General features: G+C 60.0%; 13 protein-coding genes and 1 rRNA gene. 4 read left to right on the top strand and 10 right to left on the bottom strand.

All coding sequences use genetic code 11. The features are described from left to right. Positions 1-18: 18 nt before the first annotated feature. From cobA to AC0Z42_RS20640, 7 genes are read right to left on the bottom strand one after another with little or no spacing between them, the layout of a single operon-like run. Positions 19-789 (bottom strand): uroporphyrinogen-III C-methyltransferase, encoded by a 771-nt coding sequence (cobA, locus tag AC0Z42_RS20670; protein WP_485470067.1) that lies wholly within the window; start codon positions 787-789, stop codon positions 19-21. Positions 790-801: 12 nt separating this feature from the next. Next, positions 802-2,121, bottom strand: a complete 1,320-nt coding sequence (locus tag AC0Z42_RS20665) for a sulfate adenylyltransferase subunit 1 (RefSeq protein ID WP_485470066.1) — start codon at positions 2,119-2,121, stop codon at positions 802-804. After that, the gene (cysD, locus tag AC0Z42_RS20660; RefSeq protein WP_485470065.1) at positions 2,121-3,032 is read right to left on the bottom strand and encodes a sulfate adenylyltransferase subunit CysD; all 912 of its coding nucleotides are present in this window, start codon (positions 3,030-3,032) and stop codon (positions 2,121-2,123) included. The genes AC0Z42_RS20665 and cysD overlap by 1 nt, the downstream gene beginning before the upstream one ends. A 31-nt stretch (positions 3,033-3,063) precedes the next feature. Beyond that, positions 3,064-3,780: a phosphoadenylyl-sulfate reductase gene (locus AC0Z42_RS20655; RefSeq protein WP_485470064.1), complete on the bottom strand. Its 717-nt coding sequence runs from the start codon at positions 3,778-3,780 to the stop codon at positions 3,064-3,066. 10 nt (positions 3,781-3,790) lie between these two features. Then, complete coding sequence (locus tag AC0Z42_RS20650; RefSeq protein WP_485470063.1) at positions 3,791-4,351, bottom strand: DUF934 domain-containing protein; 561 nt, start codon at positions 4,349-4,351, stop codon at positions 3,791-3,793. Further along, positions 4,344-6,032 (bottom strand): nitrite/sulfite reductase, encoded by a 1,689-nt coding sequence (locus AC0Z42_RS20645; RefSeq protein ID WP_485470062.1) that lies wholly within the window; start codon positions 6,030-6,032, stop codon positions 4,344-4,346. Before AC0Z42_RS20645 ends, AC0Z42_RS20650 begins: the two co-directional genes overlap by 8 nt. A 54-nt stretch (positions 6,033-6,086) precedes the next feature. After that, positions 6,087-6,860 (bottom strand): sulfite exporter TauE/SafE family protein, encoded by a 774-nt coding sequence (locus AC0Z42_RS20640; protein ID WP_485470061.1) that lies wholly within the window; start codon positions 6,858-6,860, stop codon positions 6,087-6,089. A 153-nt stretch (positions 6,861-7,013) separates the two neighbouring features. Here AC0Z42_RS20640 and AC0Z42_RS20635 point away from each other — a divergent pair, with 153 nt between their 5' ends. From AC0Z42_RS20635 to AC0Z42_RS20625, 3 genes are all read left to right on the top strand, one after another. After that, positions 7,014-7,955, top strand: coding sequence for a CysB family HTH-type transcriptional regulator (locus tag AC0Z42_RS20635; protein ID WP_485470060.1), 942 nt, complete (start codon positions 7,014-7,016; stop codon positions 7,953-7,955). 58 nt (positions 7,956-8,013) lie between these two features. Next, entirely contained in the window at positions 8,014-8,664 is a 651-nt protein-coding gene (locus AC0Z42_RS20630; protein ID WP_485470059.1) for a class I SAM-dependent methyltransferase, read from the top strand. Positions 8,665-8,836: 172 nt separating this feature from the next. Then, positions 8,837-9,829, top strand: a complete 993-nt coding sequence (locus AC0Z42_RS20625; protein WP_485470058.1) for a porin — start codon at positions 8,837-8,839, stop codon at positions 9,827-9,829. 50 nt (positions 9,830-9,879) lie between these two features. Here AC0Z42_RS20625 and AC0Z42_RS20620 read toward each other — a convergent pair whose 3' ends face one another. The 3 genes from AC0Z42_RS20620 to AC0Z42_RS20610 form a co-directional block, all read right to left on the bottom strand. After that, positions 9,880-11,031 (bottom strand): PAS domain-containing sensor histidine kinase, encoded by a 1,152-nt coding sequence (locus tag AC0Z42_RS20620; RefSeq protein ID WP_485470057.1) that lies wholly within the window; start codon positions 11,029-11,031, stop codon positions 9,880-9,882. Positions 11,032-11,199: 168 nt separating this feature from the next. Continuing rightward, positions 11,200-11,958, bottom strand: coding sequence for a LytR/AlgR family response regulator transcription factor (locus AC0Z42_RS20615; protein ID WP_065306774.1), 759 nt, complete (start codon positions 11,956-11,958; stop codon positions 11,200-11,202). A 71-nt stretch (positions 11,959-12,029) separates the two neighbouring features. After that, positions 12,030-13,352, bottom strand: a complete 1,323-nt coding sequence (locus tag AC0Z42_RS20610; protein WP_485470056.1) for a sensor histidine kinase — start codon at positions 13,350-13,352, stop codon at positions 12,030-12,032. 635 nt (positions 13,353-13,987) lie between these two features. Between AC0Z42_RS20610 and AC0Z42_RS20605 the strand changes: the two genes are divergently transcribed. Beyond that, positions 13,988-14,062 (top strand): 16S ribosomal RNA (locus tag AC0Z42_RS20605); the annotation flags it as partial.

Genomic DNA, 14,062 nt, shown 5'->3' with positions numbered 1-14,062 from the left:
ACCATGTTTTACCTCAGATCAATAGTTACTGACTTTAAAGTCGGTAAAGGCTGGCGTGTCCTGTGCCTGGCTGACGCGCATGGCCATCGCCTCGCCCAGCATCACCAGCACGGGGCCCTGCTTGTCGCCCAGGCCCTGCGCCAGTTGCGCCAGATTCAGGCGCGCGATGCGCTGCTCGGGCCGGCTGCAGTTTTCAATCACCACCACCGGCGTGTCGACACTGCGTCCTTGCGCCAGCAGGCGCCCGGCGGTGGCGATCGCTTCGCGCCCGCCCATGTATTGCACCAGGGTGTCGCAGTCCGGCACCGCCGTCTGCCCGGATTCCCCGGGCGCCGTGCTGGACGTAAAAAAAGCCACGCTGCGCGATACGCCGCGCTTGGTGAGTGGTTGCCGGGTGGTGGCGGCGGCGGCCAGCGCGGTGGTAATGCCGGGCACCACTTCGACTGCGATGCCAGCTTCTTCCAGCGCGCGCAATTCTTCGTCGGCGCGGCCGAACAGCATCGGGTCGCCACCTTTCAGTCGCACCACCACCGCATATTTCTGCGCATGGTCGACCAATTGCTTGTTGATGAAGGCCTGCGCCGTCGACAACTGGCCGCAGCGTTTGCCGACCAGGATTTTTTTCGCCTGCGGGCACAGTTCCAGCATCTCCGCCGTGACCAGTGCATCGTGCAGCACCACGTCGGCTTGCGCCAGCAGGCGCGCGCCGCGCAAGGTCATCAGGTCTTGCGCGCCGGGACCGGCACCGATCAAGTAGACCTTGCCTGGCAGAGATGTGGAGTGGTTCATGCTTGCCTTCCTTTAGTTGATGCGGATCATTCCCGCTGCAACGGTCTGGTGGGTCACTTCATCGATCAGGATAAAGGCGCCGGTGGCGCGAATGTCAAGATACGCGTCGGCCGCCAGCGCCTGCTGCACGTTCAGGCTGATGCGGGCGATATCGTTCAGCTTCAGGCCCTCGGCCGGGTGGCGCTGCTGGGTATTGATGTCGAGGATGGAATCGACCGCAGTGACCTTGGCGGCGGTCTGTTTCGTGCCATGCTTGATCCAGTACTTGCGGCGCAGGTCCAGCGCGTCCTCGGACAGCCAGCACACGTCCGCCGTTACCTGCTTGAGCAAGGCGGCAGGACGGTCGCTGCTCGCCAGCAGGTCGCCGCGCGAAATATCGAGGTATTCATTGAGCAGCAGGGTGACCGACTGGCCGACCACCGCCGACGGCAGCGAGCCGTCGAGGGTAACGATATCCTTGACGGTGGCGCTCTGGCCCGAAGGCTGCACCACCAGCGTATCGCCGACGCTGACCTTGCCCGCCTCGATGCGGCCCATGTAGCCGCGGAAGTCGTTCGCTTCGTGGCCGTTGTGGCGTGCTACCAGCTGCACCGGGAAGCGGAACGGCGCGTCGTGCGATTCGTCGTAGACCGACAGGGACTCGAGCAGCTCGATCAGGGTCGGGCCGCTGTACCAGCCCAGCTTGTCGCCGCGCTCGACGACGTTGTCGCCGCTCAAAGCCGACAATGGAATCGGCGTGATGTCCTTCAGGCCCAGCGACTGGGCGAACTCGCGGTAGGCGGCAACGATGCGGTTGTAGACGGTTTCGTCGTAATCGACCAGGTCCATCTTGTTGACGGCCACCACCACATGTTCGATCTGCAGCAGGTGGGCAATCGTCGAATGGCGCTTGGTCTGAATCAGCAGTTCCACGCTGCCATCGTCGCCGAGTTTGACTTTCGACACGTCGATCAGAATGATGACGGCGTCGGCGGTCGAGGCGCCAGTGACCATATTGCGCGTGTACTGCTCGTGGCCCGGCGTGTCGGCGATGATGAACTTGCGTTTCGGCGTGGCGAAATAGCGGTAGGCCACGTCGATCGTGATGCCTTGCTCGCGCTCGGCTTCCAGGCCGTCCGTCAGCAGCGACAGGTCGACCGTGTCGCCAACGGTGCGCTTGTGCTTGGAGCGCGACATCGCGTCGAGCTGGTCGGCGAAGATGCCCTTGCTGTCGAACAGCAGGCGGCCGATCAGGGTGCTCTTGCCGTCATCGACGGAACCGGCCGTGATAAAGCGCAGCATGCCGCGCTCGACGCTGTCGTTGTTAATGGTGTTCAAGACTGCTGCGTTCATTAGAAATACCCTGCTTTCTTGCGTTTTTCCATCGAGGCTTCGGAGGTCTGGTCGTCCATGCGGGTGGCGCCGCGCTCCGTGATTTGCGTGATTGCCGTTTCGGCGATGATGGCGTCGACCGTGGCCGCATCGGACGAGACCGGGCAGGTGCACGAGATATCGCCGACAGTACGGAAGCGCACCACTTGCGTTTCCACCGTTTCGCCTTCGCGCGGCGGCGTCAGGTCGGTCAGCGGTACCAAGAGGCCATTGCGCGGGATCACCTGGCGTTCGTGCGCAAAGTAGATCGGCGGCAGTTCCAGTTTTTCGCGGGCGATATATTGCCACACGTCCAGTTCGGTCCAGTTCGAGATCGGGAACACGCGCATGTTTTCACCGGGGTGCACGCGGGTGTTATACAGGTCCCACAGTTCCGGACGCTGGGCTTTCGGGTCCCAGGCGCCGAATTCGTCGCGGAACGAGAAGATGCGTTCCTTGGCGCGGGCTTTTTCTTCATCGCGGCGGGCGCCGCCGATGCAGGCGTCAAACTTGTGTTCGGCAATGGTTTCCAGCAGGGTCACGGCTTGCGCCGCGTTGCGCGAGTCGGTGGCCGGGTTGCGCAGGCGCACCGTGCCGCGCTTGATGGAATCCTCCACCGAGCCGACGATCAGGCGCTCGCCCAGTTCGGCCACTTTCTTGTCGCGGAAGGTAATGACTTCCGGGAAGTTGTGGCCGGTGTCGATATGCACCAGGGGAAACGGGAATTTGCCAGGGCGGAAAGCTTTTTCCGCCAGGCGCAGCAGGACGACGGAATCCTTGCCGCCCGAAAACAGCAGCGCAGGATTGGCCGATTCGGCCGCCACTTCGCGCATGATGTGGATGGCTTCCGACTCAAGGCTGTCGAGGTGACGCTGGTTCAAAATATTGCTCATATTGGATGCTTTCTTGTTCTGTCTTGGATATTCACGCTGCCACGGATTTAATGCGGATCAACTTGCCGTCCACCATATGCAGGCCGCACTCCTTGGAATCGGGGTTTTCCCACCACCAGCGGCCGGCCCGCACACCTTCGCCGGGCTGTACTGCGCGGGTGCACGGTTCGCAGCCGATCGACGGATAACCCTGGTCGTGCAGCGCATTGTAGGGCACGTCGTTGGCGCGGATATACGCCCATACATCGTCTTCCGACCAGTCGGCCAGCGGATTGAATTTCGTCATGGCGTGCGCCGCATCGTCTTCCTGCACATGCAGTTCGGCGCGCGTGGTCGATTGGGCGCGACGCTGTCCCGTGACCCACGCCTTGTTGCCGGCCAGGGCGCGGCCCAAAGGTTCGACCTTGCGGATGCGGCAGCATTCGCGGCGCATCTCGACGCTGTTGTAGAAGGCGTTCAGGCCGTTCTGTTCCACATACTGCGCCACGGCTTCGGGCTGTGGACGGTACAGGGTGATGTCATGCGCGTAACGGTCCTTGACCTTGCCCAGCACGGCCAGGGTTTCCTGGTGCAGCCGGCCCGTTTCCAGCGAAAAGATGCCGATCGGCAGCTTCGCTTTGAGGATCATGTCGGTCAGCACCATGTCTTCGGCTGCCAGGCTGGACGCGAACACGGCCGGCGAAAAATCGGCCGCGATGCGTGCCAGCGTTTGCTCGGTGGCGGTGACTAAATTGGAAAGGTCGCTCATGTCGTTGCCCTCAGATGCCGGCCGCGTTGTCGAGGTCGGGGTTCTGGCCTTCGCGGTGGTGGCGGCGGAACAGCGGCGACTTCTGGTCCCACGAGGCCTGATAGGTTTCGGAAAACACCGACAAACCTTTCAGCGCGTCATGGATGCTGCGGTCCGGGCGCGTCGCATAGGCATCGAAACCGACCCGGTGCATCGAGAACAGCTGATCGCGCAGCACGTCGCCAATCGCGCGCAGTTCGCCTTTGTAACCGAGGCGGGCGCGCAGGTTGAAAGCGATCGAATAGCCACGGCCATCGGTAAATTTCGGAAAATCGATGGCGATCACTTGCAACTGTTCGATGACGTCGGCCAGCTCTTCCGGACGCTCGTCGCCGGCCAGCCAGACGCCGATCTCGGGCAGGCGCGCGGTGAGTGCTTCGCGCTGTGCTTGCCACACCAGCAGCGGCACGATGACCTTGCCTTCAGGAACGACTACCGTTTCCGGCGTGTCGCCCTCGTCCAGGCGCAGCAGGCCCCAGTCATTGGTCACCACGGCCGCATTCTTGATGATTTCTTCGCGTACTTCAAACATATTCGTCTTCTCCGACCAGGTTGCCGACGGTGATCGGCGTTGCATACACATGTTCCTTGAACGGCGGCAAGCCCAGGCGCTGTGCCGTGTCGACAAAGCGCTCGCCTTCATGGCGTTCGCGCACATACACGTGCAGCAGGCGGGCGATCACTTCCGGCATTTGCAGGGCGGAGAACGATGGTCCGATGATCTTGCCGATGGCCGCATGGTTGCCCTGCGCGCCGCCGATCGACACTTGATACCATTCGCTGCCATCCTTGTCGACGCCGAGCACGCCGATGCTGCCCACGTGATGGTGGCCGCAGGCGTTGATGCAGCCGGAAATATTGAGTTCGATTTCGCCGATATCGTGCTGGAAGTCGATATTGTCGAAACGCTCGGCAATCGCGGCGGCGATCGGCAGCGACTTGGCGTTGGCCAGCGAGCAGAAGTCGCCGCCCGGGCAGCAGATCATGTCGGTCAGCAGGCCGATATTCGGCGTGGCCAAGCCATGCGCCTTGGCTTCCTGCCACAGTTTGAACAGTTTCGACTGCTCGACGTCGGCCAGCACCAGGTTCTGCTCGTGCGTGACGCGCAGTTCGCCAAAGCTGTAGCGGTCGGCAAGATCCGCGACGAAGTCGATCTGCTCGGCCGTCGCGTCGCCCGGCGGCACGCCGGTTTTCTTCAGCGACAGCACCACCGCCACGTAACCTGGGCGCTGGTGCGGCTTCACATTGCGCTGCAGCCAGTTGGCGTAGGCCTTGTTGTCGACGTGCTCGCCGGCGTAATCGACATCCGCCAGTTCGAGGTAGGCGGGCGGCTTGAAAAAGTCCGCCACGCGCTGCATTTCCTCGACCGTCAAGGTTTCCGGACCATCCTTCAGGTCGACCCATTCTGCTTCCACCTGGCGCGTGAATTCTTCCACGCCGATGGCTTTCAGCAAAATCTTGATGCGCGCCTTGTATTTGTTGTCACGGCGCCCGTGCAGGTTGTACACGCGCATGATGGCCTGCGTGTAGGTCAGCAGGTGCTGCCATGGCAGGAATTCGCGCACCACGCTGCCCAGGATCGGCGTGCGGCCCATGCCGCCGCCGGCCATCACCTTGAAGCCCACTTCGCCCGCTTCGTTGCGCACGGCCGTCAGGCCAATGTCATGCACGGCAATCGCGGCGCGGTCCTGAAGGGCGCCATTGATGGCAACCTTGAATTTGCGCGGCAGGGCAATGAACTCGGGGTGGAAAGTGCTCCACTGGCGCAACACTTCCGCGTACGGGCGCGGATCGATGATTTCATCGGCTGCGACGCCGGCGTACGGGTCCGACGTTGTATTTCGGATACAGTTACCGGATGTCTGGATCGCGTGCATTTCCACCGACGCCAGGTCGGTCAGGATATCGGGCGTCTGTTCCAGTTCGACCCAGTTGAACTGGATGTTCTGGCGCGTGGTGAAGTGGCCATAGCCGCGGTCGTACTTGCGCGCTATATGGGCAAACATGCGCATCTGCTTCGACGACAGCAGGCCGTACGGCACGGCGATGCGCAGCATGTAGGCGTGGCGCTGCATGTACAGGCCATTTTGCAGGCGCAGCGGAATGAATTCTTCTTCCGTCAATTCATTGGCAATGCGGCGCGCAACCTGATCGCGGTACTGCGCGATGCGTTCTTTGACGATAAGGTGGTCGTACTGATCGTAATGGTACATATCGAGTCCTAAATAAGCCGGGGTACTGGAAGATTGCCTGGGATTGTATTTTAATTAGTAGATTAGCTTCACTGCCACGGTGGTCAAGGTCATGGCCAGCAGCACGCGCAAAAACTTTTCCGGAACCGAGCGCGCTACCCAGGAACCAAGGGTGATGCCAGGCAGGGAGCCGATCAGCAGCGAGATCAGCAGTTCCCAGTGGATGGAACCGAGCCACCAATGCCCCAGCGCGGCAATTGCCGTCAAGGGTACGGCATAAGCGATATCGGTGCCGGCCACTTCGGCCGAGCTCATGCGTGGATACAACATCACCAGCAAGGTCGCGCCGATGGCGCCGGCGCCGATCGACGAGACGGTCACCAGCACGCCCAGCACGGCGCCGGAAATAATGGTCGCCGCGGCAAGCTTGTTGCCTTGCAGTTGTTTTTCAGGATGGGCATTGATCCAGTTCAGCATGCGGCCCTTGAAGATCAGCGCCACCACCGTCAGCAGCACCGAGCCGGCAATCGAGTAGCGGATGATCTGGCCGATTTCCGGCGACAGGGTGCCAAAGGACTTCAAGGCCAGGGTCGCCACCACGGCGGCGGGCAGGGCACCGATGCACAGGCGCTTGACGATATCCCAGCGCACGGTGCCGCGCAGGCGGTGCGTCAGGGTGCCGGCGCTCTTGGTAATCGAGGCAAACGCCAGGTCGGTGCCGACCGCCACCGAGGGCGAGACGCCAAACAGCAAGGTTAACAGCGGAGTCATCAGCGAGCCGCCACCGACCCCGGTCATGCCGACCAGCAAACCTACGGCAAATCCTGAGACTATATAAGACAAAGTCATGCTTGCACCCCCAAAGTACCCGCAATAGTAATAAACTTAGTGTTTATTCCAAACTACTAAGTATGCATTTGCTTATATGCGATATGTGTATAAGCATGAATGTAAAATCATCGGTAGGGCGGAGGCGCGGCACATCTTAAGGCAAAACCAGCAATGAATCTCCATCAACTGCGCTTCGTGCGCGAAGCGGTCCGGCAGAACTATAATCTGACGGACGCGGCCAAGGCCTTGTTCACTTCGCAACCGGGCGTGTCGAAAGCCATCATCGAGCTGGAAGAAGAGCTGGGCGTCGATATCTTCACGCGCCACGGCAAGCGCATCCGCGGACTGACGGAGCCGGGCCGCCTGGTGCTTGAGTCGGTCGAGCTGGTGATGCAGGAAATCGACAGCATGAAGCGCATCGGCAAGGAATACGCGGCGCAGGACAGCGGCAGTTTCACGATTGCCACCACGCATACCCAGGCTCGCTACACCTTGCCCAAGGTGGTACAGGCCTTCATGATCAAGTTCCCGAAAGTCAGGTTATCTTTATTGCAAGGAAACCCCCGCCAGATCGCCGAGATGGTGCAGCGAGACCAGGCCGACCTGGCAATTGCCACCGAATCGATCGCTGCCATCGACGGCCTGATCACCTTGCCTTGCTATCAGTGGGAACATGTGGTGGTGGTGCCGGCCGACCATCCGCTGCTCAAATCGAAGTCGGTCACGCTGGAAGAGATCGCCGCTTTCCCCTTGATTACTTATGACAGCGCATTTGCCGGACGCAACAAGATCGACCATGCTTTCGTGCTGCGCGGCCTGAAACCGGACATCCTGCTCGAAGCCATCGACGCCGACGTGATCAAGACTTATGTCGAATTGGGCATGGGCATTGGTATCATAGCGGGCATGGCCTTCGACGCCGAGCGCGACAAAGGTTTGCGCGCTATCCCGGTTGGTCACCTGTTCGGCATGAATGTGTCGCGCGTGGCGGTCAAGCAGGGCGCCTATCTGCGCAGCTATATTTACACTTTTATCGAGTTGCTGACCCCGACCCTGAACCGTAAATTGATCGAACAGGCGATGAGCGGCGATAAAGAGCACTACGAACTATGACCATGCAGCACCCGGCCGGGCGAGGTGTCCGGCCCAGACACTATAAGAGAAGAAACACATGATTACCGATCAGCTTGCCCAATATTACGCCACCATCGCGCAGCAGTACGAGCGCGTCTATGACAAGCCCGAACGCCAGGAAGACCTGGAAGTGTTGCGCGACAAGGTCGCCGACGTGCTCGAAGGCCACACCGTGCTGGAACTGGCTTGCGGCACCGGCTACTGGACCGAAGTGGTTGCCGAAACGGCCGAGTCGGTGCTGGCGACCGACATCAACGATGAAATGCTGGCGCTGTCCCAGGCGCGTGGCTTGCCCGACAACGTGAGCTTCGCCAAGCTCGACGCGTTCAATCTGCCGGACGATCTGGCCGACAAATTTACCGCCGTGTTTGCTGGTTTCTGGTGGTCGCACGTCAAGCGCGAAGACCAGGACAAATACCTGAAGCAGTTGCGCAGCAAGCTGGGCAAGGATATTTTGCTGGTGCTGATCGACAATTCCTATGTTGACGGCAGCAGCACCGTCATTGCCCGTACCGACCTGCAGGGCAACACCCACCAGTTCCGCACGACGGACGCGGGCGAGCGCTATGAAGTACTGAAAAACTTCCCATCGGACAGCCACCTGCGCAAGAAGTTTGCCCATTCGGCGCGCGAGATTCGCATGAAACGCCTTGAATACTACTGGCTGCTGAGCTGCCGCCTGAAGTAGGCGGCAACACGCCACCGTACCGCCTGCGGGCGGTTTTTTTTCGTCTTGAGGAAAATTGTGCCAAAAAACAACAGATTGTCGATGTCATATTGTTGAAGCATTTGCTTGGCATGATTCGGTTCAGCAGCTGAGCAGCAACAAATCTTGTCCAACCTAATGTAGAGAATCTCAAGTGAAAAAAATTACTCTGGCAGCATTGATCATCGCCTCTTTCGCCGCCGCTACGGCGCAGGCGCAATCGAACGTCGTTGTCTACGGCGTGGTCGATCTGGGCCTGGCCAAGACCAGCGGCTCGTCGATCGTGGAACGTGAAAACCAGGCTTCGCGCATCGGCTTCAAGGGCACGGAAGAGCTGGGCAACGGCCTGAAAGCCATTTTCAATCTGGAGAGCGAATTCAAGGCCGACACCGGCGCGCAAGCCACGGCCAACACCCTGTTTGACCGCCAGGCATGGGTCGGCCTGACCGGCAACTTCGGTACCGTGTACCTGGGCCGCACCAAGGATTTGCTCGATGGCACCCTGGCCCGCGTCGACCCATTCAACACCTATGGCGTAATCGGCAAGATCAATGAGCCAGTGATGCGCGGCGGCCAGTCGCCAAACGGCCCTGCCGCCGGCGGCTCGGTGGTGGGTGCTTCGCGCGTCAGCAATGCCGTTACTTACAACAGCCCGACTTTCAGCGGTTTCGTCATCAGCGGGCAGGTCGTCGCCAGCGAAATCAAGGACGCTGATTCGGGTTACAGCCTGGTCGCCACCTATGACATGGGCCCAGCCAGCGCACACGCCGGCTACCAGAAAAAAGTGCAGGCTGTGGCCAACGCCGCTGCCGAGCCAACCTTGTGGGTGGTGGGCGGCGGCTACAAATTCGGTCCTGCCAAGATCACTTTCGACTACTCGAAGGCCGACACCGACGTTGCTGTCAACGGCGAATTCAAGAGCTTCCTGATCGGCCTGGCATATGACATCGGCGGCGGCGCAATCAAGGCCAGCTATGTGAAGCAGAAGCAGGACAGCAGCCTGGTCAGCGGCAAGGAAACCGCCAAGGCCTTCGGCCTGGGCTACGACTACCCGCTGTCGAAACGTACCGCCGTGTACGGCTACGCCGGCCGCGACCAGTTCAGCGACAAGTCGATGGTCCAGCTGGGCATGACCCACAAGTTCTAAGCAGCACCGGCATCGTGGTGTGACGCAAGGCGCTCCGTGGAGCGCCTTTTTCAATATGGGACTTTGTTGTCGGCATGCATGGGCAGCATGATGTCGATGCGGGTGCCGCCCAGTTCGCTGTCGGCCCCTATCTGTATGCTGCCGTTCAAGCCCCATACCCGTTCACGCATGCCCACCAGTCCCAATGACATGGTCTTTTCCAGGTCGCGGTCGGTAATGCCCTTGCCGTCATCCTGTATCGTGATGGACATCATGGAATCGATGCGGTGCAGGGCAATCGTGATATGGCTGGCTTGCGCATGGCGTGCGATATTGGTCAGCGCTTCCTGCACGATGCGGTAGATGGCCGTGCTGTGCTCGTCGTCGAGCACCAGCTCGCCTTCGTCGGCCAGCAGTTCGAAGTGCACGGCGTGGCGCAGTAAAAAATCATGGCGCAATTTTTGCAGCGCAAAGTACAAACCTCCTTCATCGAGCGAGCGCGGACGCAGGTTGCTGGCGATGCGGCGCAGCGAGCCTATGGCCGTGACCAGCAAGCCATCCATCTCGTGCAGCAGACCCGGCAAAGGCGTAGTGATGCCGGCATGCTGGCGTACCAGCGTCAGGTCGAGGCGCAGGGTCGCCAGCAACTGGCCCAGGTCGTCGTGCAACTCGCGAGCGATATGCTTGCGCTCTTCTTCGCGTATGGTTTGCAGTGCGTTCGACAGTTCACGCAACTGTGAAAACGAGCGGGCCAGTTGCGCATGAACTTGTTTGCGCGCACTGATGTCGCGTATCAGCACGGTATCGGTGGCGCCATCGTGGTCGGTATGCGCCGCCAGCGATCCTTCCACCTGAAACATGGCGCCGTCCAGACGCCGGCCCATCAGGGCCGCATCGGTGGCGCGCCTGCCTGTCAGGCGCAGTTGCTGGCCGATATCAAGGAAAGGCATCTCAATGTCCAGGCTGCGCAAGTCGCGCAAGATGAAATGGCCCAGCGGCATGCCGCGCATGGCGTCCGGCGTGCTGCCGAACAGGGCAGCGGCAGCGGCGTTCGCATGCACGATCACTTGCGCGCTGTCGATGGCCAGCATGGCTTCGCTCGCTGGCGCAGTTGGCGGTTGCAGGTGCCTGGCCTTGAAAGGCCGCCGCAGACGAGAGCTGACCGTCGCCGCCAGGCGCAGCGGCAGCATGCGCCACCATCCTGTTTTTAAACGGCCGGGCATGGGGCGCTCCTTGCGAAGGTATCGACGAAAGGCGGCTGGGGAAGAGCGGGAAAGACTTCATGCAGCGTAGGCTGATTGACGCCGGAAGACTTGATCTGGCGCATAGTAGCGCCGGGCCGGGCCGGGCCGGGCTGCGCAGGCCAGGCAGGCCGGACCCGGCACGCGTAGTTACATTTGCTTGAACAGATGCAAGAAGCTGCGGCTCACTTCCAGCTTGTCGGTCTTGCCTTTGATCAGTACCAGATGGCGGCCGCGAATATCGCGCGTTACGCCTTCGATGGCGTTGACATTGACTAGGGTGGCGCGGTGGATCTGCCAGAACAGCGATGGATCGAGCTCTTCGGCCAGGTCGCGCACGGGTTTGCGGATCAGTGCTTCATACTTGGCCGTTTGCACGCAGGTATATTTCTCGTCCGAACGGAAAAACAGTATTTCCTCGACGGGGATCATCCGCAAGTCCTGGCCGATGCTGGCCTGTATCCATTGCAGGTAGGTCGGCTTGGCCGTGATTTTCTCGGCCAGTTGCGACAGCATGGCCGTCACGCTGCTGTTGACGTCCAGCGCCGGTTTGCTCAGGTGCGTCTTCAGGCGCTCGACCGTGATCAACAGGCGTTCGTGCTCGGGCGGCTTCAGGACATAATCGACGGCGCCGCGCTCGAACGCTTCGACGGCGTGGCTGTCATAGGCGGTGACGAACACGATACGGCTCTTGTTGCCGATCACTTGCGCCGCTTCCATGCCAGTCTTGCCCGGCATGCGGATATCGAGAAAAGTAAAGTCCGGCTTCAGCTGGTCTACCAGTTCGATCGCTTCGTCGCCATTCTTGGCTTCGCCGATGATTTCCAGTTCGGGCCAGGCCTGGCCCAGTCGCAAGCGCAGCTGGTCGCGCATCAATCTTTCGTCGTCGGCAATAATAGCGGTAGGCATGGTCATCAAGTGTGAACTGGCGAAGATTGATTATTCAATGAATTAGCGTTTTTATCAACTACAGAGTGTTCTTATTTCGACAGCTGATACGGCACCTCGATCACCGCGCACACGCCGCTCGGCTGATTTGGCGTGATCGTCAGGCTGCCCTGGTCGCCATGCAGTAGTTTCAGCCGTTCGCGGATGGTCGGCAAGCCAAGCCCGGTGCCATCGCTGGGTACGGCGCCAAAGCCCAGGCCGTCATCGGTGACGATTACGCGCAGTTTGCTGTGCGCGACTTCCGCCACGATGCGCAAGGTGCCGCCTTCCGGTTTCACTTCCAGGCCGTGCTTGATGGCGTTTTCCACCATCGACTGCAGCATCATCGGCGGAAACGCCGCGCTGCGCAGGCCGTCGGGAATCTGGAAGTCGACCGTCAGCCGCTCTTCCATGCGCATTTTCAGCAGGTTCAAATAGGCTTGCACCATGTCCGCTTCACGGCCGAGGTTGGTAATCAGGGCGTTGTCGCGCATTTGCGGCAGCACGGCGCGCAGGTACTGGATCAGGCTGCGCTGCATCTTGGCCGCGCGCGGCGGATCGACCTGGATCAGGTGCTCGACCGAAGCGAGCGTATTGAACAGGAAGTGTGGTTCCACCTGCGCCTGCATCATTTGCATCTTTGCTTCGCTGAGCTGGCGCTGCATGGAAGCGCGTTCGGCCGCCTCATTGGCGGTCACTGTTTCCGCTTCGGCGCGCTTCTTGCCGCCTACCAGGGCTTTCATCGCAAACAGCGCCAGTACCAGCAAGGATACAAAACTCTTGAACCAGGTCGAGGCTTGCTGGTGATAGCGCGACACCTTTTGTTCGGCCGCGTCGTCGACTGCTTCCTCGATGGCGTTCGACAATTCCTCGCCGATCTGCGGCGGCAGCTCGATATGTACTTCTTCGCCGGAGGCATTGGTGGTCACGGGATAGCTGGGCTTGGCTGGCGCCGCCGGTGGAGCGGGTGGTACCGGCGGAACAGCTTGTGCCGGCTCTTCGGGCGTGGCGTCGCTGCTGTCCGGGGTTGCGTCCTTCGGGCTGGCGTCCGCCGGCGTGGCATCGGCGCTGTCCGTGCTGCGCCGGCTCTTGCTGCTGCGTGGATTGAAATGGATGCCCGTGTCGTCGATCAGGATATTCGTCTCGCCCGTATTCTTGCTGGCGCGCTTGTGCGACTTGATCACCACTTCCTCGTCGGGATTCGACGAAAACAGTTCATCTTGCAGGATCGAGCCGGCGATCAGGGCCAGGGCGGCGAACAGGAAAAACTTCCACCAGGATAATTGGGTGACCCAGGTGGTGGTGGCGTCGAATGCCTTTTGCAGCCAGGCGAGCAGGGTTTTCAGCAATTGGGGCAGGCTGGAAATCGGAAACATGGGACGCTTTCTTGGCAAGGAATTAATCGACGCGGTGGGCAAGTGTAACTGATGCTGATGCGCGTCAAAATCTGATGTTGCCACTGTGCCTGAAGGAAGACGTCCGCACCAGCCGCTTGCGACAGGCTGCACAAAAGGGCGCTTGAAGTGAGCAGGATGCCGGGTGGGCAGTAAGCAGGTATTGTTGATCCAGGAAAATAGATGTTGCAGACATCGGCAGGCTTTGCTATAGTTCGCCTCCCCAATGAGACGCAGTCAAATGCGGCAGTTGAGGATCACCGGAAACGGCGATGTAGCAGAAAAGAAGGTGTTGACGGATTTAGCGAAATGCTTCATACTCTTCCTTCTTCGCAGCTGACAAACACAACGCTTTGTCGATAGCGCGAAAGTGGCACCGAATACCGTTCTTTAACAATTAACAGTCGATAAGTGTGGGCATTTGATGAAGTGCAGCGTTGATTTTCGGATTGACGTAAAACTTAAAATATCAAATGTTCACAAGAAATAATGAAATAGGATACTTCGCAAGAAGTAGCCTGTCAGTTTTTTGAGTGAGCAAACACCTCGCAATGCGAGGGGTTTGAACCGATTAAAAGGTTCGACCATGCCTGTAAAAGGGCAAAGTAACAGAGATTAAACTGAAGAGTTTGATCCTGGCTCAGATTGAACGCTGGCGGCATGCCTTACACATGCAAGTCGAACGGCAGCAC

Source organism: Janthinobacterium sp. 1L-D-8-B-C4, from assembly GCF_057291295.1.
This window is presented reverse-complemented; position numbering and strand designations above follow the sequence as displayed.

Coding starts and splice junctions, on each gene's coding strand:
- AC0Z42_RS20620 (WP_485470057.1), bottom strand. CDS start 11,031: ATGCCCGGCCGTTTAAAAACAGGATGGTGGCGCATGCTGCCGCTGCGC.
- AC0Z42_RS20645 (WP_485470062.1), bottom strand. CDS start 6,032: ATGTACCATTACGATCAGTACGACCACCTTATCGTCAAAGAACGCATC.
- AC0Z42_RS20615 (WP_065306774.1), bottom strand. CDS start 11,958: ATGCCTACCGCTATTATTGCCGACGACGAAAGATTGATGCGCGACCAG.
- cobA (WP_485470067.1), bottom strand. CDS start 789: ATGAACCACTCCACATCTCTGCCAGGCAAGGTCTACTTGATCGGTGCC.
- cysD (WP_485470065.1), bottom strand. CDS start 3,032: ATGAGCAATATTTTGAACCAGCGTCACCTCGACAGCCTTGAGTCGGAA.
- AC0Z42_RS20650 (WP_485470063.1), bottom strand. CDS start 4,351: ATGTTTGAAGTACGCGAAGAAATCATCAAGAATGCGGCCGTGGTGACC.
- AC0Z42_RS20640 (WP_485470061.1), bottom strand. CDS start 6,860: ATGACTTTGTCTTATATAGTCTCAGGATTTGCCGTAGGTTTGCTGGTC.
- AC0Z42_RS20665 (WP_485470066.1), bottom strand. CDS start 2,121: ATGAACGCAGCAGTCTTGAACACCATTAACAACGACAGCGTCGAGCGC.
- AC0Z42_RS20655 (WP_485470064.1), bottom strand. CDS start 3,780: ATGAGCGACCTTTCCAATTTAGTCACCGCCACCGAGCAAACGCTGGCA.
- AC0Z42_RS20635 (WP_485470060.1), top strand. CDS start 7,014: ATGAATCTCCATCAACTGCGCTTCGTGCGCGAAGCGGTCCGGCAGAAC.
- AC0Z42_RS20610 (WP_485470056.1), bottom strand. CDS start 13,352: ATGTTTCCGATTTCCAGCCTGCCCCAATTGCTGAAAACCCTGCTCGCC.
- AC0Z42_RS20630 (WP_485470059.1), top strand. CDS start 8,014: ATGATTACCGATCAGCTTGCCCAATATTACGCCACCATCGCGCAGCAG.